Annotated in this window: 19 protein-coding genes; 4 read left to right on the top strand and 15 right to left on the bottom strand. The window is 61.3% G+C overall.

Annotated elements, in window-relative coordinates:
• The 6 genes from ABW22_RS17155 to ABW22_RS02825 form a co-directional block, all read right to left on the bottom strand.
• Nucleotides 1-293 (bottom strand): hypothetical protein (locus tag ABW22_RS17155; protein ID WP_157648522.1); only part of this gene is annotated, 293 nt, incomplete at its 3' end.
• Between the two features lie 514 nt (nucleotides 294-807).
• Complete coding sequence (locus tag ABW22_RS02850) at nucleotides 808-1,293, bottom strand: hypothetical protein (RefSeq protein ID WP_059751779.1); 486 nt, start codon at nucleotides 1,291-1,293, stop codon at nucleotides 808-810.
• A 14-nt stretch (nucleotides 1,294-1,307) separates the two neighbouring features.
• Nucleotides 1,308-1,976: a type II toxin-antitoxin system MqsA family antitoxin gene (locus tag ABW22_RS16635; RefSeq protein ID WP_082708462.1), complete on the bottom strand. Its 669-nt coding sequence runs from the start codon at nucleotides 1,974-1,976 to the stop codon at nucleotides 1,308-1,310.
• Nucleotides 1,973-2,419 carry a hypothetical protein gene (locus ABW22_RS17150; RefSeq protein ID WP_157648520.1) on the bottom strand — a complete coding sequence of 149 codons (447 nt, stop codon included), beginning with the start codon at nucleotides 2,417-2,419 and terminating at the stop codon, nucleotides 1,973-1,975. The genes ABW22_RS16635 and ABW22_RS17150 overlap by 4 nt, the downstream gene beginning before the upstream one ends.
• Before the next feature lie 75 nt (nucleotides 2,420-2,494).
• Nucleotides 2,495-3,640 (bottom strand): ribonucleotide-diphosphate reductase subunit beta, encoded by a 1,146-nt coding sequence (locus ABW22_RS02830; protein WP_059751773.1) that lies wholly within the window; start codon nucleotides 3,638-3,640, stop codon nucleotides 2,495-2,497.
• A 223-nt stretch (nucleotides 3,641-3,863) separates the two neighbouring features.
• Nucleotides 3,864-6,773, bottom strand: coding sequence for a ribonucleoside-diphosphate reductase subunit alpha (locus tag ABW22_RS02825; RefSeq protein WP_082708445.1), 2,910 nt, complete (start codon nucleotides 6,771-6,773; stop codon nucleotides 3,864-3,866).
• A gap of 509 nt (nucleotides 6,774-7,282) precedes the next feature.
• Between ABW22_RS02825 and purU the strand changes: the two genes are divergently transcribed.
• Genes purU through ABW22_RS02805 form a run of 4 tightly spaced genes read left to right on the top strand, consistent with a single transcriptional unit; the run spans nucleotide 7,283 to nucleotide 10,650 of the window.
• Nucleotides 7,283-8,137 (top strand): formyltetrahydrofolate deformylase, encoded by an 855-nt coding sequence (gene purU / locus ABW22_RS02820; RefSeq protein ID WP_059751771.1) that lies wholly within the window; start codon nucleotides 7,283-7,285, stop codon nucleotides 8,135-8,137.
• Nucleotides 8,138-8,141: 4 nt separating this feature from the next.
• On the top strand, nucleotides 8,142-9,716 hold the full coding sequence (locus tag ABW22_RS02815) for a hypothetical protein (protein WP_059751769.1): 1,575 nt from the start codon (nucleotides 8,142-8,144) through the stop codon (nucleotides 9,714-9,716).
• A complete protein-coding gene (gene wrbA, locus ABW22_RS02810; protein ID WP_059751768.1) occupies nucleotides 9,713-10,306 on the top strand; it encodes an NAD(P)H:quinone oxidoreductase in 594 nt (197 codons plus the stop codon). The genes ABW22_RS02815 and wrbA overlap by 4 nt, the downstream gene beginning before the upstream one ends.
• Nucleotides 10,303-10,650, top strand: coding sequence for a DUF2069 domain-containing protein (locus ABW22_RS02805; protein ID WP_059751766.1), 348 nt, complete (start codon nucleotides 10,303-10,305; stop codon nucleotides 10,648-10,650). Before wrbA ends, ABW22_RS02805 begins: the two co-directional genes overlap by 4 nt.
• A 28-nt stretch (nucleotides 10,651-10,678) precedes the next feature.
• Here the strand turns inward: ABW22_RS02805 and ABW22_RS02800 are convergent, their stop codons facing one another.
• From ABW22_RS02800 to ABW22_RS02760, 9 genes are all read right to left on the bottom strand, one after another.
• Nucleotides 10,679-11,161: an SRPBCC family protein gene (locus ABW22_RS02800; protein ID WP_059751763.1), complete on the bottom strand. Its 483-nt coding sequence runs from the start codon at nucleotides 11,159-11,161 to the stop codon at nucleotides 10,679-10,681.
• On the bottom strand, nucleotides 11,158-11,790 hold the full coding sequence (locus ABW22_RS02795; protein WP_059751761.1) for a LolA family protein: 633 nt from the start codon (nucleotides 11,788-11,790) through the stop codon (nucleotides 11,158-11,160). The genes ABW22_RS02800 and ABW22_RS02795 overlap by 4 nt, the downstream gene beginning before the upstream one ends.
• A gap of 2 nt (nucleotides 11,791-11,792) precedes the next feature.
• Nucleotides 11,793-12,194, bottom strand: a complete 402-nt coding sequence (locus ABW22_RS02790; protein WP_202813896.1) for a quinol oxidase — start codon at nucleotides 12,192-12,194, stop codon at nucleotides 11,793-11,795.
• Between the two features lie 269 nt (nucleotides 12,195-12,463).
• The gene (locus ABW22_RS02785) at nucleotides 12,464-13,999 is read right to left on the bottom strand and encodes a 2-isopropylmalate synthase (protein WP_059751759.1); all 1,536 of its coding nucleotides are present in this window, start codon (nucleotides 13,997-13,999) and stop codon (nucleotides 12,464-12,466) included.
• Between the two features lie 217 nt (nucleotides 14,000-14,216).
• Nucleotides 14,217-14,999, bottom strand: coding sequence for a CDP-diacylglycerol--serine O-phosphatidyltransferase (gene pssA / locus ABW22_RS02780; RefSeq protein WP_059751756.1), 783 nt, complete (start codon nucleotides 14,997-14,999; stop codon nucleotides 14,217-14,219).
• A gap of 12 nt (nucleotides 15,000-15,011) precedes the next feature.
• On the bottom strand, nucleotides 15,012-15,638 hold the full coding sequence (locus ABW22_RS02775; RefSeq protein WP_059751754.1) for a phosphatidylserine decarboxylase: 627 nt from the start codon (nucleotides 15,636-15,638) through the stop codon (nucleotides 15,012-15,014).
• A gap of 83 nt (nucleotides 15,639-15,721) precedes the next feature.
• Entirely contained in the window at nucleotides 15,722-16,738 is a 1,017-nt protein-coding gene (gene ilvC, locus ABW22_RS02770; protein WP_059751752.1) for a ketol-acid reductoisomerase, read from the bottom strand.
• Between the two features lie 42 nt (nucleotides 16,739-16,780).
• On the bottom strand, nucleotides 16,781-17,272 hold the full coding sequence (gene ilvN / locus ABW22_RS02765; protein WP_059751750.1) for an acetolactate synthase small subunit: 492 nt from the start codon (nucleotides 17,270-17,272) through the stop codon (nucleotides 16,781-16,783).
• Nucleotides 17,269-18,981, bottom strand: a complete 1,713-nt coding sequence (locus tag ABW22_RS02760; protein ID WP_059751748.1) for an acetolactate synthase 3 catalytic subunit — start codon at nucleotides 18,979-18,981, stop codon at nucleotides 17,269-17,271. The genes ilvN and ABW22_RS02760 overlap by 4 nt, the downstream gene beginning before the upstream one ends.
• Between the last annotated feature and the right edge of the window lie 196 nt (nucleotides 18,982-19,177).

Genomic DNA, 19,177 nt, shown 5'->3' with positions numbered 1-19,177 from the left:
TCGGAATCACCCAAGTCGAGACACATAAATTGAATCTCGGCACCAGCAAGTTGTTGCTCCTTGACGCTCGAGTTGTTTTGTTTCGTACTCACGGCTTGAAATTTTTTGCCGATACTTGTGCAGTACTGTGACGCTTCTCGAAATACCGAGGCTTTGACATCAGCGCCAGAGATAAACGGACGACTATTGTCTGACATGGAGATCATGTAAGTGTCTTGTCCGATTGGGACTACGCCAGTTGATGTTGCGCAACCAACCAGCAGAAGCAATGCAAAAATTACGGATAATTTCATTTTCTGAGTTCCTTCGCTGGGGGGAAAGTGTGAAATTGCAGCCCCGGAAACATGGGGGCCAATATGGCCAGCCACTACATAATACCCGCCATCAATGCCCGTTGATGATACAGACGATATGCAGACGGACACAAACATCCGCAGGTGTTGCAGGGTCAGGTCTTGCCTTTTGCGGCAAGAGGCAAGACCTGACCCAATACTGTTCGTTTAAGCAAAATTCCGTTCGTCCTGAGCCTGTCGAAGGGCTCTTGGTGAGTAGCTGGTGGTTCGACAAGCTCACCACGAAGGTTAACCGAACAGCATTGAGACCTGACCCCGTCGTTGCGTTGCGTCGTTGCGTCGTTGCGTCGTTGTGTGCGAAGCACGGCCTGCCGATAGCGGACAACCTGCTGGATAGGAACTTTACGCCCGAAGCCCCGTGGGAAAAACGGTGCCGACCCCATTTGATTCACAAGGCATCGCCGCTTATCTTATGAACCCCGGCGTTCCTATCCCGGATTTCGAGACGAATAAATTAATTCGACCCTCGCACCTTTAATTCGCCATTTTCGGGCTCTGGAGACAAAACCTTCAGATAGTCTCGGAAATCCATCGTAGGAAGAATCATCGGGCCTGGTAGACATCGCGACGACAGAGAAGTGACGAGCTCACGTATCGCACCATATACCAGACTCATACCATTAACGGCGGCCACGCCAGCACGTTTCTCATTCTCTAATTTCTTGGAGACCTCCACGATGCCTAACGCAAGGACATTGACATTGTATGGAGATGGTTTCCCTTCCTTATTATCAATGTTTATCCCCAGAGAAATCAGGAAAGCTACCGGATCGCTTCCATCCTCTGGGTCAATAGGTGAGATATCTTGGTGCAAACCAAAATTGACTCCCTCGAAGTCAAAATCCACCGCCTCACCTGCTGCCTGGGAGTCAGGATTGGCCTCCTCGATACTTATGCGTTGAAACACAAGCTGCCGAAGCTGAATGATACTAGGACGCAAAGATGACTCCTTGATCAGGCGACCATGACATCAGGTCGATTAGGCTGGAAAGAGTCATTCGCAGCTGAATAGAGAAACTCAGAATGATGAAATTCTCGTGCAAATCCACGGGCAGCTGCTGCTTTGCTTGATACAAGTGCTTCAAAATGCTGTCGGAAGTGCTCTTCATTAATTCTCGAGAGCAAGTCAGAGTGCAAAGCCAACTTAGCATCAATAGCAGAACTAACAGAAGTCTGAACAACTGGGATCCCGCCACGACGGAGTAACCAATTTGCCGCTTCTGGAACCTCGTTAGATATGCGAAGTAACTTCTCCATCCCGTCGGATGGGGTTACATCACCGTTCTCATACTTGGAAAATGCATTGGCACCACCGCCAAACACTCTGGCTGCTTGAGATTGCGTCAAACGAAGCTTCTTGCGTATGGCGAGAATAGTCGAAGGCGTAAGTCGCTGCTCACGATCACGCTCTGTCAGAGCATTCGCACGCGCCTCTATAACTACTTTTTTATTTTGGCGCGACAGCTCTGGCGTAGTAACACGCTCATGGCAATGGTCACAGACAGAGTACAAGAGACCATGAATGACAAATTTATAGCCATCAATCTCAGAGTCACGGTCATGTATGTGTTGCACCAGTGCGCCTTCCCCACAGACGGGGCAGCCCTTTAGATCGGCATTCATAATGTTCTCGAAAGGTGGCAACTAAATAAAAAAATGATCAAACGTGGATCATTGTTCCGGAAGCCAAACTTGATGTAATAAATAGGGTGGATGGACGTACCACGGCATTTCTCAATATGGTCGTATCGGACAGTGTATGTATCGGCATCAATTACGATTCCATTACTTCCTTTACACCACTCTGAGGCATCGTAGTCACCTGTTTCCAAAGTGGTAATGAGCTTTGCAACATCATCAACATCCCACTCAAGATCTTCCAAATCAGTTTCACAGCGATCTGTAACGACAAATATTTGATCACCCTTAGCCAAACTCTGTACAGCCGCCAAATCATAGACTGGCCCAGGTTTTCGCCTTGCCTTTTCCCCTTCTGGCAAGGGGTTCGGTGGTGGAGTCCAAAGTACCGTTCTCAAAGTATCAACCATTATGGTTAGTTTTTGCAAGTTTTTTTTCTATCTAACATCTGCAACCCCCAACAAAAAAGGCGCAGTTCCCTGCGCCTTTTTCCATGTTTCCGCTCAATCCCAGCTCAACGCCCCGCCCGTCTGATACTCGGTGACGCGGGTCTCGAAGAAGTTCTTCTCCTTCTTCAGGTCGATCATCTCGGCCATCCAGGGGAAGGGGTTGGTGACGCCGGGGAACATCTCGTCCAGCCCGATCTGCTGGCAGCGGCGGTTGGCGATGAAGCGCAGGTATTCCTTGAACTGGGCTGAGTTCAGCCCCAGCACGCCGCGCGGCATGGTGTCTTCGGCGTAACGGTATTCGAGTTCGACGCCCTTCTGGATCAGGCTGTTAATTTCGGCCTTGAACTCGTTGGTCCACAGGTGCGGGTTTTCCAGCTTGATGGTGTTGATGAGATCGATGCCGAAGTTGCAGTGCATCGACTCGTCGCGCAGGATGTACTGGTACTGCTCGGCGGCGCCGGTCATCTTGTTCTGGCGGCCTAACGCCAGGATCTGCACGAAACCGACGTAGAAGAAGATGCCTTCCATGATGCAAGCGAAGACGATCAGCGACTTCAGCAAATCCTGGTCGGCCTCGGGGGTACCGGTCTTGAATTCGGGGTTGGTGAGCGTGTTGATGAAGGGGATGAGGAACTCATCCTTGTCGCGGATGCTGGCGATTTCATGATAGGCGTTGAAGATTTCGCCTTCGTCCAGGCCCAGCGATTCGACGATGTATTGGTAGGCGTGGGTGTGGATCGCCTCTTCGAACGCCTGGCGCAGCAGGTACTGGCGGCACTCGGGCGCGGTGATGTGCCGATAGGTGCCGAGGACGATGTTGTTGGCGGCCAGCGAATCGGCGGTGACGAAGAAACCGAGGTTGCGCGTGACCAGGCGGCGCTCGTCTTCGGTGAGCGCGATGGGGTCTTTCCACTGCGCGATGTCGCGGCTCATGTTCACTTCCTGCGGCATCCAGTGGTTAGCGCAGGCATCCAGATATTTCTGCCACGCCCATTTGTATTTGAAGGGGACGAGCTGATTCACGTCCGTGGCGCCGTTGATGATGCGCTTGTCGGATGCGCGCACGCGTTGCTGGCTGGATTCAACCGGGCGCGGCGCGGGGTCGGCAACATCGGCAGCCGCTGCGGATTCCTTGCGCAGGAAGGCCGGCACGTCCAGGGGTTTGGCGGCGGGGGTGAAGTCGTCTTCAAAATTCAACATCGTTTTTTATCTCCTTTGGTCTTCCCAAAGTGGGCTGGGCCCACACTGCTTTTAACGAATCTGGCGGTGGGCATCGCCCACCAATGAATCGCTGAGTAATTTGATATGGCCGTCATTGCGAGGAGCGCAGCGACGCGGCAATCCAGAAATGCCCGCTTAATTAATGCGCTGGATTGCCGCGCTGCGCTCGCAATGACGAATTATTCAGCGGCTTCCTAATCCTTTACTGGCACGCCTCGCATTCCTCGAACCCCACATCCCCCGGCCGCATGGTGCAGGCGCGGCCTTCGATATCCGCCTCGGGCAAATTGGCCGCCGCCCTGCCCATCGCGCTGCTGCCGCCGCTGCTCATCGCCCCCGCCCCGCCGCTCGACGACACGGCGTTCAACTCGCCACCCTTGCCGGTCGATTTCTCGGCCGAGGTGGCGCTCAGGGTGCGCAGGTAGTAGGTGGTCTTGAGACCGCGAATCCACGCCAGCTTGTAGGTTTCGTCGAGCTTCTTGCCGGAGGCGCCCGCCATGTAGATGTTGAGGCTCTGCGCCTGGTCGATCCACTTCTGGCGGCGGCTGGCGCACTCGACCAGCCAGCTGGTTTCCATCTCGAACGCGGTAGCGTAGAGCGTGCGGATGTCGGCAGGGATGCGGTCGATCTTCGCCAGGCTGCCGTCGAAATACTTGATGTCGGCGACCATAACTTCGTCCCACAGGCCGAGCTTCTTCAGGTCGTTGACCAGGTACTTGTTGGCGACGGTGAATTCGCCCGACAGGTTGGATTTGACGTAGATGTTCTGGTAGGTCGGCTCGATGCTGGCCGAGACGCCGACGATGTTGGCAATGGTCGCGGTCGGCGCGATCGCCAGACAGTTGGAGTTGCGCATGCCGTACTGGCTGATGCGTGCGCGCAGTGCGTCCCAGTCGAGCGTGCTGCTGGTGTCCACTTCCAGGTAGCCGCCGCGTTCCTCGGCCAGCAGCTGCAGCGAATCCTGCGGCAGGATGCCGCGGCTCCACAGGCTGCCTTCGTAGCTGGAATAGCGGCCGCGCTCGGCGGCGAGTTCGGTCGACGCCCAGAAGGCGTTGTAGGCGACGGCTTCCATCGAGCGGTCGGCGAATTCCACCGCGGCGTTGCTGGCGTAGGGCACGCGCAGTTGCTGCAGCGCATCCTGGAAGCCCATGATGCCAAGGCCCACCGGACGGTGCTTGAGGTTGGAATTGCGCGCCTTGCCGACGGCGTAGTAGTTGACGTCCACCACGTTGTCGAGCATGCGCATGGCGGTGTGGATGGTGGCCTTGAGCTTGTCCAGGTCGAGCGCGCCGTCCTTCAGGTGATTGACGAGGTTGACCGAGCCGAGGTTGCACACGGCGATTTCGGTGTCGCTGGTGTTGAGCGTGATCTCGGTGCACAGGTTGGAGCTGTGGACGACGCCGACGTGCTGCTGCGGGCTGCGGATGTTGCATGGGTCCTTGAAGGTGATCCAGGGATGGCCGGTTTCGAACAGCATCGACAGCATCTTGCGCCACATCTGGTTGGCGGGAATGCGCTTGAACACCTTGATCTCGCCGCGGTCGGCTTTACGCTCGTATTCGCAATACGCCTCGGCGAACCTGCGGCCGTAGAGGTCGTGCAGGTCGGGCACGTCGTTGGGCGAGAACAGGGTCCAGTCGCCGCCTTCCATCACGCGCTGCATGAACAGGTCCGGAATCCAGTTCGCGGTGTTCATGTCGTGGGTGCGGCGGCGGTCGTCGCCGGTGTTCTTCCTGAGCTCGAGGAATTCTTCCATGTCGAGGTGCCAGGTTTCCAGGTAGGCACACACCGCGCCCTTGCGCTTGCCGCCCTGGTTGACCGCGACGGCGGTGTCGTTGACGACCTTGAGGAAGGGCACCACGCCCTGCGACTTGCCGTTGGTGCCCTTGATGCGGGCGCCCATGGCGCGCACCGGGGTCCAGTCGTTGCCCAGGCCGCCTGCGTACTTCTGCAGCATGGCGTTTTCCTTGATCGCCTGGTAGATGCCGTCGAGGTCGTCGGTGACGGTGGTGAGGTAGCACGACGACAGCTGGGAATGCCGCGTGCCGGCGTTGAACAGGGTCGGCGTCGACGACATGAAATCGAAGCTGGACAGCACCTGGTAGAACTCGATGGCGCGCGCCTCGCGGTCGACTTCGTTGATGGCCAGCCCCATCGCCACGCGCATGAAGAAGGCCTGCGGCAACTCGATGCGCGACTCTTCGATGTGCAGAAAATAGCGGTCGTACAGGGTCTGCAGGCCGAGGTAGCCGAACTGGTAGTCGCGGCCGGCGTCGAGCACGGCAGAAAGCCGCGCCAGGTCGAACTGGGCGAGCTTCTCGTCGAGCAGTTCGGCGGCGATGCCCTTCTTGATGTAGGCGGGGAAATACTCGGCGTAGCGCGTGCCCATCTCGGCCTGCGTCACGGTTTCGCCCAGCACTTCGTGGCGGATGGAGACGAGCAGCAGGCGGGCTGTGACCAGCGAATAGGCCGGATCCTGCTCGATCATCGAGCGCGCGGCGAGCACCAGCGCCTTTTCGACTTCGGCCATCGGCACGCCGTCGTAGAGGTCGCGCAGCACGGTGTGCATGATCGGCTCGGCGCGCACGTTGTCGCCGAGGCCGGCGCAGGCGTCGGCCAGGAGGCCGGCCAGGCGCGCGGTGTCGAGCGGCTTTTTCACGCCGTCCTCGATCACGTGGAGGGTGACTTCGGGCACGCCGGCGGCCTTTTGCGCGGCGCGTTCCTGGGTGCGTTTTTCGCGGTACAGCACGTAGGAACGCGCGACTTCATGCTCGCCCGAGCGCATCAGCGCCAGTTCGACCTGATCCTGGATGTCCTCGATGTGGAAGGTGCCGCCATTCGGGGTGCGCCGCATCAGCGCCGCCGTCACCTGATTGGTGATCGACTCGACCAGCTCGCGGATGCGCGCCGAGGCCGCGGCCTGCCCGCCCTGCACCGCGATGAAGGCCTTGGTCACGGCAATGGCAATCTTGTTGGGCGCGAAGCCGACCACCGCGCCGTTGCGGCGGATGATCTTGTAGTCGGCGTAGCGCGTGTCGACCACCGCCGGTTCGGCAGTTTCGATCGAGGGGACGTGGGGGGATGCGGCGGATTCGGTGGCGACGTTCAACATCTACAGGGCTCCTTGGTGGGGATGACGAAAAACCAGGCGGCTGTGTCCAAGCGCGAAACGCACACCTTATGCACAGCTTTCCCAGCACCCGCCAACAGATTTATACACAACATATTGTGGTGCGTGCGGGGGCTAGGTACAAATTCTAGGTATCCAGCCGGGCATGTCAACCCGGATATGCAATGTCTTGCAGGCATTTTTCGGCGGCCGAAAAATTCCATGGCAAATCAAAGTTTTTGCCGAACGGCATGCCTAAAATTTGAACAGAATCACGGCTGGATGCGGCCTAGCGCCGAGAAACGCCCGGCCGGCCCCATGAACACGTTACAATTCAGTTTATTAGCCAACGTGAATACAGTGTGCGCTGCGCAAAGACTGCTGAATCTTTGCGCGCCCCGGCGCCAGGCCGGCTCGCCTTAAGGCGAACAGGGGAATTTTGGTTATGATGGCGAAAAAACCCACCCGGGATTGCACCCGGGGTTGCCACCCAGGATTGCCAAGGTCCCGCCATGCGTCATACCGCTGTTCTGCTGATTTCCTGCCCCGACCAGAAGGGACTGGTCGCGGCGATTGCCGATTTCCTGCTGCGGCACAACGCCAACATCCTGCACGCCGACCAGCACCAGGACGCCGAACTGAAGCTGTTCCTGATGCGGGTGGAATGGGAACTGGCGGACTTCAGTCTCGACCTGGCGGAGTTCGCCGCGGCCTTCGGGCCGATTGCCGCCCGCTTCGGGATGACCTGGCGGGTCGCCGAATCGAGCCGCAAGCAACGGCTGGCGGTGTTCGTGTCGAAGTTCGACCACTGCCTGGCCGACCTCTTGTACCGCTACCAGAGCGGCGAACTGCACTGCGAGCTGCCGATCATCCTCAGCAACCACGAAGACACGCGCTGGCTGGCCGAGGCCTACCGCGTGCCCTACCAGCACCTGACGGTGCACAAGGATGCCAAGCATGAAGCCGAGCTGACGCAGCTGGGGATCCTGCGCGACCGCAAGATCGACTTCATCGTGCTGGCGCGCTACATGCAGGTGCTGTCGCCTGATTTCATCCGCCATTTCCCCAGCCGCATCATCAACATCCACCACTCGTTTTTGCCCGCGTTTCACGGCGCCAAGCCGTATCATCGGGCGTTCGAACGCGGGGTCAAGCTGATCGGCGCGACCGCGCACTACGTCACCGAAACGCTCGACGACGGCCCCATCATCGAACAGGACGTGGCGCGCATCTCGCATCGCGACGCCCTCGACGACCTGGTCAAGAAGGGGGCGGATCTGGAAAAGGTGGTGCTGTCGCGCGCAGTGAAATGGCACCTGGACAATCGCGTGCTGGTGTACGCCAACAAGACCGTCGTGTTCGACTGAACCCATGCTCACCCTCAATGTTCCAGGCACCGACACGGTGCTGCAGCACACGGTTGAAACCCGCCCCAAAGCGGTCGCTGAATGGCTGGGGCGCCTGCCCTTCGCCAGCCCGGCGGACACCGCCCAGCAGCTGCTCATCGCCCTGTACGCGCTCAACCGCCACACGCTGGGGGCAGACGAACGCCACGCGCTGCTGGCGCTGTACCGCCCGGTGCTGGCGCGCGCCGTCGCCAGCCTGGAAGCGCTGCTCGCCGAATCAGGCGTGCCGCCTCAAGCACAACAACGGCAGACCGGCACGCTGCTGCGCGAACTGCATATCGAGCACAGCATCGGCTACAAGCAAACCTTGCTGGCGCTGGCCAACCGGCGCTTCGGCCGCGCCAGTCCCAAGCGCACGGCCGAAGTCAGCGCACGGCTGCTGGCTGCACTACGCGACGTCCAGACCGCCTGCCATCTGACCCACACGCCGGCACCTGCCGGCCTGTGGCAGGAAATGCACCAGATTCACGCCTTCGCACAGAACTCGAAACTGGCCGACATCGCGGTGGACGATGCGCCGCAGCCCAGCCTGGCCTACTGTCAGGCCTTGCTGATTGCGCTGGCCGACCCGCCGCACATGAGCCACGCCGAACTGGTCCACACCCGGCTGTACCTGGATCAGTTTGTTGCGCGTGCCATGCTGGCCGCCACGCCGATGGCCGGCCACCATGGCTTCCCGATCCGCACCGACGGCGACGCCCCGCCGAGCCTTTTCGCGACCGGCCCGACGCCAGGCGGCCTCTGGCTCGACACCGATGCGCTGTGTCACCATCTGCATGACACCTCGGTGCGCCTGCGGACCGGCGAGACGCCGCGCCGCATCGGCCTGCCGCCGGGGATGGAAAGCGAACTCAGCCAGACGCTGTGCAAACGCCTGCTCAAACAGTGGAGCAATGGTGCGCAGCGCGCATTCAGGCGTCATGCCACCCCCGGCAGCACGGTGCAGGTGGTGGCCGGCGTGAGCGCCATCCACCGCCTGCTGGAACCGGTGCCGCAAGCGGCCCGACTAACACCGGATGAAGCGGACAGCCTGCCGAACTCTGACGTCGAACCGGTACTTGCCGCGCCGGTCGTTGCCAACACCAGCCAGTGGACGGTCGACAACGACAGTGCGACCGGCCTCGCCCTCAGCGGCACACCGGATGCCCCGCTGAACCTGAAGGTGGGCGACCCGCTGGCGCTGCGTACCGACGCCGAGGCGGGGTGGTCGCTGGGCGTGATCCGCTGGATCCGCATGCGCGATACGCGGCAGGTCGAACTCGGGGTCGAGCGGCTGTCGCCGCAGGTCCAGCCGGTGTGGGTGCGCCCCCTGCGCGGCCACCGCAAAGCGAGCCTGGAACCGGCGCTGTTCGTTCCGGGTCTGGCCGCGCTGAAGCAGAAGGATCGCCTGCTGCTGCCGCGCTATCTATACCAGATCGGCATGGACGCCGACGTCCTGCACCCGCCGCACCAGTACACCCTCACCTTCGGGCGCCGCCTTGCGCACACGCCGAGCTACGACTTGATCGATTTCACCGTTCTTGAAGACGAGCAGCCATGACCGAGATTCTTGTTGTGTATTACAGCGCCGGCGGCAGCGTGCGCGAGATGGCGCAGCTAGTCGCGCGCGGCATCCATCAGGTGACGGGCGCCGCTGCCCGCGTGCGCACGGTGCCGCCGGTGGCGCCGCGCACCCAAGTGGCCGAGCCGCCGGTGCCGGACGAAGGCGCGCCCTATGTCGAACTGGCCGACCTCGAACAGTGCGCCGGCCTCGTGCTCGGCTCGCCCACCCGTTTCGGCAACATGGCGGCGCCGCTGAAGTATTTTCTCGACACCACCGGCGCGCTGTGGGCCAAGGGCACGCTGGCCGGCAAGCCCGCCGCCGTGTTCACCTCCACCGCCAGCCTGCACGGCGGCCAGGAAACCACCCTCACCAGCATGATGCTGCCGCTGTTGCATCACGGCATGCTGATTGTCGGCCTGCCCTACACCCTGCCTGAAGTGACCCACACCGCGAGCGGCGGCACCCCCTACGGCGCCAGCCACTGGGCCGGCGCCAACGACGACCGCCCGCTCACCGACGACGAGCGCACGCTGTGCATCGCGCTCGGCAAACGGCTGGCCGAAGCCGCCGTGAAGCTGGCGGCATGAAGGCGCTGCAACATACCGCGAGCGCGAGCCTGATCGCGCTGATTTTCCTGTGTCTGATTTGGGAACTGTGGCTGGCGCCGCTCCGCCCCGGCGGCTCCTCGCTGGCGTTCAAGGCGCTTCCCTTATTGTTGCCGCTGATGGGCATCCTGAAAGGCCGCCGCTACACCTACCAGTGGGCGCCGATGCTGGTGCTGGCCTACTTCACCGAAGGCGTGGTGCGCGCGTGGTCGGACAAAGGGCTGTCAGCGTGGCTGGCCGGCGCCGAGGTGGCGCTGTCGATGGTGTTTTTCTTCGCCGCGATCTACTACGCCAAGCTCAGCGCGCCGTCGCGGCTCGTCCAGTAAAAAAAGCATCGAAAAGCTGGCCGGACCGTCAGTCGTGCGCGATGCCGACCAGGCGGGCATTGAGCATGCGCGCCAGGGCTTCGCCGCCGCGCCGCATGACGCCGTCGTGGTTCCACTTGATGAGGGGGCGCGCAAACAGCGCCAGCAGGTTCATCCACACGGTAGTGGTGCGTATCTGCCACTCGAAGCGTGCGCTCGTCACCGCACCGTCCGTCGCGAAAGACCAGCGGCCCTGGCCCTCGACATCGCCGCTCGCGATCCCTTCGACACTGGTCAGCGGAACGGCATGGATCACGCAAATATCGAACGTCAGCCGATAAGGCAGGCGCCCCCGCCACGTGTAGCGGCGCACGCTGCCAATGCCGCGGGCGTCGCCAGGCGCGAATTCCACGACGCTTTCCACATTGCGCCACCACTGCGGCCAATTCAGGGAATGGGAGATGGCCTCGCAAACCGCCTCGATGGGCGCATCGATATACCAGATGGTGACAAAGCGGTACTCCATCTTCATTCCCCCTCAGGATTGAACAAGGTTTCCGGCAGCGGCACGTTGATTTCCAGGGCATCCATTATGACGGTCTCGATAACGACATCCGCCTGATTGCGGCTGATCACCTTGAGCGGAAACTGGCTCGCCGTGTCCAGCCACAATTCGTAGCGATGCACGCCGGCAACCGCAATCCCCGGCGCGCCGGTCACCACCAGATGCAGGGCGCTGCGCCCCGCCATGCGCGCTTCGCCCCGCACCTCCGCCCGGCCCTGCTCCAGCAGGGTGCGGACATTCTCGAACAGCGCCCCGACATCCGAATTGTCCACGGTTTGGCCACCCGCCCCCCGGATGAGCGAGTTGTGCGGACTCAGGCTGAGTTCCGGGAAGCGGCCGGCGCCAAACGGCCACACGCGCACACGCTGGGTGTGCGGGCTGTAGACCAGCACCGTTCCCGCATGCGGGCGGATGAACTCCATGCGCACAAACCCGGGCTTTTTGTAGAAATAGCGGATATGGTCCTCGCCATCGGCACGGGCGACGCGGAGGGTGACCTGGTAGGTCTCCACCGTGCGGTAATGCTCGATGGCGTCAGCCAAGGGAGACGCGTGTGTTCCGGTGAGTGCCGCGGCCAGCATCAGGGCGGACAGCATCGCTACTCCACCACGTCGAGCACACCCTCCATGTCCTTCCCGCGGTGGTTTTCAAGAAACAGCAGCCTGTTCCTGCAATAAAACGGATAGCTGCCAACGGCGGTGGGCGTGAAGCGGATGCTCCTGGGCTGGCTCGACAGGCTTTCATCGACCACGATACCTGCCTCGGGCGCCTGGATGACGAAGGTGTGGGGAATCACGCTCCTGCCCACGCTAACCGTCAGCTCGACCGGCACATTCAACTTCACGATCACCCGGTTGGGCTTGAAGAAATAAGCCCCGCCTTCGATCCTGACGTGCTGCACGCCGTCGGCAGCGCGGGTTGCCCGATAGACTGTCTCGTCGGGCGCGACGTCGGCATGGCTGTATCCGGCAAGCCCAAGGCAGAACACAAGACATGTCACGGAGGCTTTCATGGTCTGGCGCGTCAAACCCTTGCAACGCGTGAACACTGAATTGCCTGATTTATAGTATGAGTGCCGCCCAAATCAAGCGACCTGCCCGGTTTCTCCGGCGCACCCGGTTGCCGGTTTTCGCCCCAGGCCTGCGCCATGGCCAAACCGGCAGGCGCTGGCGCCACGGTTTCAGTGAGGCCAGGAATCAGCCCATCACGCTTCCCCTTGTTGCGGACACAAAAAAACGCCCCAAAAGGCGTTTTTTTCGAGTGCACCGCTCACACCTGCGGATGCGCCCGTTCGCGCTTGCTGTGCAGCTTGTTCAGCGCGTGCAGGTAGGCCTTGGCCGAGGCCACCACGATGTCGGTGTCGGCACCCTGTCCATTTACCACGCGGCCGTCCAGCGCCAGCCGCACGGTCACCTCGCCCTGCGCGTCGGTGCCGCGGGTGATGTTGTTGACCGAATACAGCAGCAGATCGGCGCCGCTGTTGACCACCGATTCGAGCGCCTTGAAGGTGGCGTCGACCGGGCCCGAGCCGGTGCCGCCGGCCTGTTTCTCGACACCTTCATCGGTGAACACCAGTTGCGCGTTCGGGATTTCGCCGGTCTCCGAGCACACCTTCAGTGAGCGCAACTTGAAGCGCTCGTGCCCGGCCGCATAGCCTTCGTCGGAAACCAGCGCCTGCAGATCCTCGTCGAAAATCTCGCGCTTTTTGTCGGCGAGGTCCTTGAAGCGGGCAAACGCGGTGTTGAGCGCTTCCTCGCTGGCCAGAACGATCCCCAGCTCGGCCAGCTTGGTCTTGAACGCGTTGCGGCCGGACAGCTTGCCGAGGCTCAAACGATTCGCGTGCCAGCCGACGTCTTCGGCGCGCATGATTTCATAGGTCTCGCGGTGCTTCAGTACGCCGTCCTGGTGAATGCCCGATTCATGCGCGAAGGCGTTGGCACCGACGATGGCCTTGTTTGGCTGCACCGGGTAGCCGGTGATGGTGGAGACGAGCTTGGACGAGGGCACGATCTGGGTGGCGTCGATGCGCGTGTCGCAGTTGAACACATCACGCCGGGTGCGCACCGCCATCACGATTTCTTCCAGCGAGGCATTGCCGGCGCGTTCGCCGAGGCCGTTGATGGTGCATTCGACCTGGCGCGCGCCGTTCATCACCGCGGCGAGCGAATTGGCCACCGCCATGCCGAGGTCGTTGTGGCAGTGGGTCGACCAGATCACCTTGCCGGAATTCGGCACGCGCTCGATGAGCTGCTTCATGCGCTCGCCCCACAAGGCCGGAATCGAATAGCCGACGGTGTCCGGCACGTTGATCGTTTTGGCGCCGGCCTTGATCACCTCGTCGAACACACGGACGAGAAAATCCATCTCCGAGCGCACCGCGTCCTCGGCCGAAAACTCGACGTCGTCGGTGTATTCGAGCGCGAGCTTCACCGACTTCACCGCCGCCTCGAGCACCTGGTCCGGCTGCATCCGCAGCTTCTTTTCCATGTGGATCGGGCTGGTGGCGATGAAGGTGTGGATGCGTCCCGACTTTGCCGGCTCGATCGCGCCACCTGCCGCGTGGATGTCGCGCTCGTTGGCGCGCGCCAGCGAGCAGATGGTCGAGCCCTGGATTGCTTCGGCAATCGCGCGAATGGCACCGGCATCACCGGGGCTGGCTGCGGCAAAGCCGGCCTCGATGACGTCGACGCCGAGCTTTTCCAGCTGACGCGCGATGCGGAGTTTTTCTTCCTTGGTCATCGACGCGCCGGGGCTTTGCTCGCCGTCGCGCAAGGTGGTGTCAAAAATGAATAAACGGTCTTTCATGGCTGGCTCCATGGGGGTCGGGGCGATGTCGATGTCGATGTCGACTCGGGCCGACGCATTATAAAGGGGTTGCCGCGAGAAGCTGGCGGCGAGGGGTACTGCAGGGAGGGGGTTTAGTATGCGCGCGCGCAGCGCAGCAGCAAGCTGCTGAACAGAAGGCTCGGCAGGCAGAGGAGAAAGGACGGTTGCGACCAATTAGACATAGTCTAAATTCTATCTATTTTTCGCCGCCCTGCAAGGGGGGCGTTTTTTTGCGGCGCGACAGCCGCCACAGCGCATCGGCATAGCCCGACAGGCCATACAGAACGAACACGCCGAACAGCACCTCGGGCGGGCTGGTCGACACCAGGATGAAGGCCAGCACGATCAGCAGGATCACGAAGAAGGGCACGCTTTTCCGCAGGTTGATTTCCTTGCCGCTGTAAAAGCGGAAATTGCTGACCATGGTGAGCCCGCCGAACAGCGCAATCACTGCGGCCAGCCAGCGCACGTCGCCGCCTGCCACGTTGTATTCGACCATCACCCAGACAAAACCGGCGATCAGCGCCGCCGAAGCCGGACTCGGCAGCCCCTGGAAGAAACGCTTGTCGGTGATGGTGTCGAGCTGGGTATTGAAGCGCGCCAGACGCAAGGCCGCGCCGGCACAATAGACAAAGGCGGCGATCCAGCCGAGCTTGCCCATGCCCTGCAGGGCAAATTCATAAATCACCAGTGCGGGGGCAACGCCGAACGACACCATGTCGGACAGGCTGTCGTACTCGGCGCCAAAGGCACTTTGCGTGTGCGTCATGCGGGCGACGCGGCCGTCGAGGCCGTCGAGCACCATGGCGATGAAAATCGCCACCGCGGCATACTCGAACCGCTCGTTCATCGCCTGGACGATGGCGTAGAAGCCGGCGAACAGCGCACCGGTGGTGAACAGGTTCGGCAGCAGGTAAATGCCGCGGTCACGCATCCGCGGTCGCGTCATATCGGTCTTGCGGTGATCGAATTCGAGCATGGCGAACCTTGGCTACCAGCGAGCCAGTATGGTACGCCCGCCGGTCACTTTCTGGCCAATCGAGACTTCGGCGCGCGCCGTCGTCGGCAGATAGACATCCACCCTTGAGCCGAAGCGGATGAAGCCGTAACGCTGGCCGCGCACCAGTTTGTCGCCGGTGCGCACGTAACACAGGATGCGCCGCGCGATCAGCCCGGCAATCTGCACCGAGGTGACATCGCCGCGCACTGACTGGATCCACAGTGCATTGCGCTCGTTTTCGGTGGAGGCCTTGTCAAGGTCGGCATTGACGAAGCTGCCCGGGGTGTACCAGACGCCCTTGACCTCGCCGTCGACCGGGCTCTTGTTGGAATGCACGTTGAACACGTTCATGAACACGCTGATCTTCAGCGCCTCGCGTTCCAGATAGGGATCGCTGACCTTTTCCACCGCAACAATGCGGCCGTCGGCCGGCGAGATCACTGCGTCGGCATCCATCGGCGGCACGCGCGCCGGGTCGCGGAAGAACTGCAGCGCGAACACCGCCCAGATCCAGAACGGAACCGACCACCAGCCGATCAGCCAGGTCGTGATCAGGGCGGCTGCAAACGCGGCCAGCAAAACCAGCCAGCCTTCGCGGGCAATGAGGGGATGTGTCATAGATTCAGTGGGGGGTGAGGAGAAAGGGGTGAGGCACGCGGGCTAAGCTCCCCGCACGCCTCACCCCTGACGCCTCACGCACATTAGTTCTTCGATTGGTCGACCAGCTTGTTCTTGCTGATCCAGGGCATCATCGCGCGCAGTTTGGCGCCGACGATCTCGATTGGATGCTCGGCGTTGAGGCGGCGACGGGCGGTCATCTCGGGGTAGTTGGTACGGCCTTCGAGGATGAACTGCTTGGCGTAGTTGCCGTTCTGGATGTTGTCCAGGCATTCCTTCATCGCGGCCTTGGATTGGGCGTTGATGATCTTGGGGCCGGTCACGTACTCGCCGTATTCCGCGTTGTTGGAGATCGAGTAGTTCATGTTGGCGATGCCGCCTTCGTACATCAGGTCGACGATCAGCTTCAGCTCGTGCAGGCACTCGAAGTAGGCCATTTCGGGCGCGTAGCCCGCTTCGGTCAGGGTTTCGAAACCGGCTTTCACCAGGTCGACGCAGCCGCCGCAAAGCACGGCCTGTTCGCCGAACAGATCGGTTTCGGTTTCTTCGCGGAACGAGGTTTCGATCACGCCGCCCTTGGTGCCGCCGTTGGCGCAGGAATAGGACAGCGCCAGGTCACGCGCCTTGCCAGTCTTGTCCTGATACACCGCGATCAGCGAGGGCACGCCGCCGCCCTGGGTGTAGGTCGAGCGCACCAGGTGGCCGGGGCCCTTGGGGGCGATCATCACGACATCGAGGTCGGCGCGCGGGGTGATCTGGTTGTAGTGCACGTTGAAGCCGTGGGCGAAGGCCAGCGTCGCGCCCTTTTTCAGGTTGGGCTCGATGTCGTCCTGGTAGACGGCGGCCATCAGTTCGTCCGGCACCAGGATCATCACGAAGTCGGCAGCTTTCACGGCATCGGCGATTTCCTTGACGTCGAGGCCGGCCTTCTTGGCCTTGTCCCACGACGCGCCGCCCTTCCTCAGGCCGACCGTGACCTTGACGCCGGAATCCTTCAGGTTGTTGGCGTGGGCATGGCCCTGCGAGCCGTAGCCGATGATAGCGACCTTGCGCTTCTTGATGAGGGAAAGGTCGGCGTCCTTGTCGTAAAAAACTTTCATGATGAATTCCCGGAAAAATGAATAAAAAGGGTAAATTGAAAATCAGATTTTGAGGCTACGCTCCCCGCGCCCGATGCCAGACGCGCCGGTGCGCACGGTTTCGATAATGAAGGCGGGGTCGATCGCTTCCAGGAAGGCGTCGAGCTTGGAGCCGGTGCCGGTCAGCTCGATGGTGTAGGTCGCATCGGTGACGTCGATGATGCGGCCGCGGAAAATGTCGGCGGTGCGCTTCATTTCCTCGCGCGCCAGGCCAACCGCTTTGACCTTGACCAGCATCAGTTCGCGCTCGATGTGGCGGCCATCGGACAAGTCCATGACCTTGATCACGTCCACCAGCTTGTTCAACTGCTTGGTGATCTGCTCGATGACGTCTTCCGAGCCCACGGTGACGATGGTCATGCGCGACAGCGTGGCGTCTTCGGTCGGCGCAACGGTGAGCGACTCGATGTTGTAGCCGCGCGCCGAGAACAGCCCGGCCACGCGCGACAGCGCACCGGCCTCGTTTTCCATGAGGAGCGAAATAATGTGTCTCATAGCTCCTCCGCCAGAATCATTTCGGACAGGCCCTTGCCGCCTTCCACCATGGGGAAGACGTTTTCGGTCTGGTCGGTCTGGAAGTCCATGAACACCAGACGCTCCTTCAGCGCGGGCGAGAACGCTTCCTTCAGCGCGGCCTCGACGTCTTCCGGCTTGTCGATGCGCATGCCGACGTGGCCATAGGCTTCGGCCAGCTTGACGAAGTCGGGCAAGGACTCCATGTAGGACTCGGCGTAGCGGCTGCCGTAGAAGAACTCCTGCCACTGCCGCACCATGCCCATGTAGCGGTTGTTGAGCGTGACGACCTTGACCGGGATGCGGTACTGCTTGCAAGTCGACAATTCCTGGATGCACATCTGGATGCTCGATTCGCCGGTGATGCAGGCGACCTGCGCGTCGGGGAACGCGAGCTGCACGCCCATGGCATACGGCAGGCCGACGCCCATGGTACCGAGACCGCCAGAATTGATCCAGCGGCGCGGCTTGTCGAACTTGTAATACTGCGCCGCCCACATCTGGTGCTGGCCGACATCGGAGGTGATGTAGGCGTCGCCCTTGGTCACCTCCCACAGTTTTTCGACCACGTATTGCGGCTTGATGATGGCGCCGCTCTGGTTGTACTTCAGACAGTTTTTCGAGCGCCACAATTCGATCTGCGTCCACCAGGCATTGAGCGCGGCGGCGGCGGGCTTTTCCTTGGCCTGCTTCAAAAGGGCCAGTATGTCGGTCAGCACGTTTTGCACGTCGCCGACGATGGGCACGTCGACCTTGACCCGCTTTGAAATCGACGACGGGTCGACGTCGATATGGATGATACGGCGCTGTTCGCGAGCAAAGTGAGCGGGGTCGCCGATCACGCGGTCATCGAAGCGCGCGCCGACGGCCAGCAGCACGTCACAGTGCTGCATCGCCATGTTGGCTTCGTAGGTGCCGTGCATCCCCAGCATGCCGAGGTTCTGCCTGTCGGTGGCGGGATGGCCACCCAGCCCCATCAGCGTGTTGGTGATGGGGAAGCCGAGCAGGCGGGTCAACTCGACCAGCTGCGGCGAGGCATCGCCCAGCACCACGCCGCCGCCGGCGTAGATCATCGGGCGCTCGGCTTCGAGCAGCATCTGCACCGCGCGCTTCAGCTGGCCGCTGTGGCCCTTGACCACCGGGTTGTACGAGCGCATCTCGACCGTGGCCGGATAAACGAATTCGGTGAGGTGCGCGGTCACGTCCTTGGGCACGTCGACCACCACCGGACCGGGACGGCCGGTGGCGGCAATGATGAAGGCCTTCTTCATCGTGACTGCCAGATCTTTCACGTCCTTGACCAGAAAGTTGTGCTTGACGCAGGGACGCGTGATGCCAACGGTATCGACTTCCTGGAACGCATCCAGGCCGATCGCCGGGGTCGGCACCTGGCCGGTGACGACGACGATGGGAATGGAATCCATGTAGGCCGTGGCAATCCCGGTCACGGCATTGGTGACGCCCGGTCCCGAGGTCACCAGCGCCACGCCAACCCGGCCGGTGGCTCGCGCATAGGCATCGGCAGCATGCACCGCGGCCTGCTCATGGCGAACCAGCACGTGCTTGAATTTATTCTGCTTGAAGATTTCGTCGTAAATGTTGAGCACGGCTCCGCCGGGATAGCCGAACACAAACTCGACCCCCTCTTCGGCCAGACAACGTACGACGATCTCGGCGCCCGTGACTTCCATAAAATGGCAATAAATCAATTCGTTGGTGGACCTGCGAGAGTAATCGCTTTGCCCTGATCCGGTCAAGAAATCATGCCGCAGCGGTTATCCGGCCGGCTTTCGCGCGCCGCCAGCCGCCCCGATATCGGGAAAAACCACCCGGCAACCATAAAAAACCCCTCCGCGCACGGAGGAGTTGATTGCCTGCAACGCACCG

The organism is Thiobacillus denitrificans (genome assembly GCF_001530125.1).
Classification (GTDB): Bacteria; Pseudomonadota; Gammaproteobacteria; order Burkholderiales; family Thiobacillaceae; genus Thiobacillus; species Thiobacillus denitrificans_C.
The sequence above is the reverse complement of the archived record's forward strand: the minus strand, read 5'-3'. Positions and strand labels throughout refer to the sequence as shown.

Bases quoted from the DNA above. Each gene is read 5' to 3' on its own strand.
- ABW22_RS16635 (WP_082708462.1), bottom strand. From the start codon at position 1,976: ATGAATGCCGATCTAAAGGGCTGCCCCGTCTGTGGGGAAGGCGCACTG.
- ABW22_RS02830 (WP_059751773.1), bottom strand. From the start codon at position 3,640: ATGTTGAATTTTGAAGACGACTTCACCCCCGCCGCCAAACCCCTGGAC.
- ABW22_RS02825 (WP_082708445.1), bottom strand. From the start codon at position 6,773: ATGTTGAACGTCGCCACCGAATCCGCCGCATCCCCCCACGTCCCCTCG.
- purU (WP_059751771.1), top strand. From the start codon at position 7,283: ATGCGTCATACCGCTGTTCTGCTGATTTCCTGCCCCGACCAGAAGGGA.
- ABW22_RS02815 (WP_059751769.1), top strand. From the start codon at position 8,142: ATGCTCACCCTCAATGTTCCAGGCACCGACACGGTGCTGCAGCACACG.
- wrbA (WP_059751768.1), top strand. From the start codon at position 9,713: ATGACCGAGATTCTTGTTGTGTATTACAGCGCCGGCGGCAGCGTGCGC.
- ABW22_RS02805 (WP_059751766.1), top strand. From the start codon at position 10,303: ATGAAGGCGCTGCAACATACCGCGAGCGCGAGCCTGATCGCGCTGATT.
- ABW22_RS02800 (WP_059751763.1), bottom strand. From the start codon at position 11,161: ATGAAGATGGAGTACCGCTTTGTCACCATCTGGTATATCGATGCGCCC.
- ABW22_RS02795 (WP_059751761.1), bottom strand. From the start codon at position 11,790: ATGCTGTCCGCCCTGATGCTGGCCGCGGCACTCACCGGAACACACGCG.
- ABW22_RS02785 (WP_059751759.1), bottom strand. From the start codon at position 13,999: ATGAAAGACCGTTTATTCATTTTTGACACCACCTTGCGCGACGGCGAG.
- pssA (WP_059751756.1), bottom strand. From the start codon at position 14,999: ATGCTCGAATTCGATCACCGCAAGACCGATATGACGCGACCGCGGATG.
- ABW22_RS02775 (WP_059751754.1), bottom strand. From the start codon at position 15,638: ATGACACATCCCCTCATTGCCCGCGAAGGCTGGCTGGTTTTGCTGGCC.
- ilvC (WP_059751752.1), bottom strand. From the start codon at position 16,738: ATGAAAGTTTTTTACGACAAGGACGCCGACCTTTCCCTCATCAAGAAG.
- ilvN (WP_059751750.1), bottom strand. From the start codon at position 17,272: ATGAGACACATTATTTCGCTCCTCATGGAAAACGAGGCCGGTGCGCTG.
- ABW22_RS02760 (WP_059751748.1), bottom strand. From the start codon at position 18,981: ATGGAAGTCACGGGCGCCGAGATCGTCGTACGTTGTCTGGCCGAAGAG.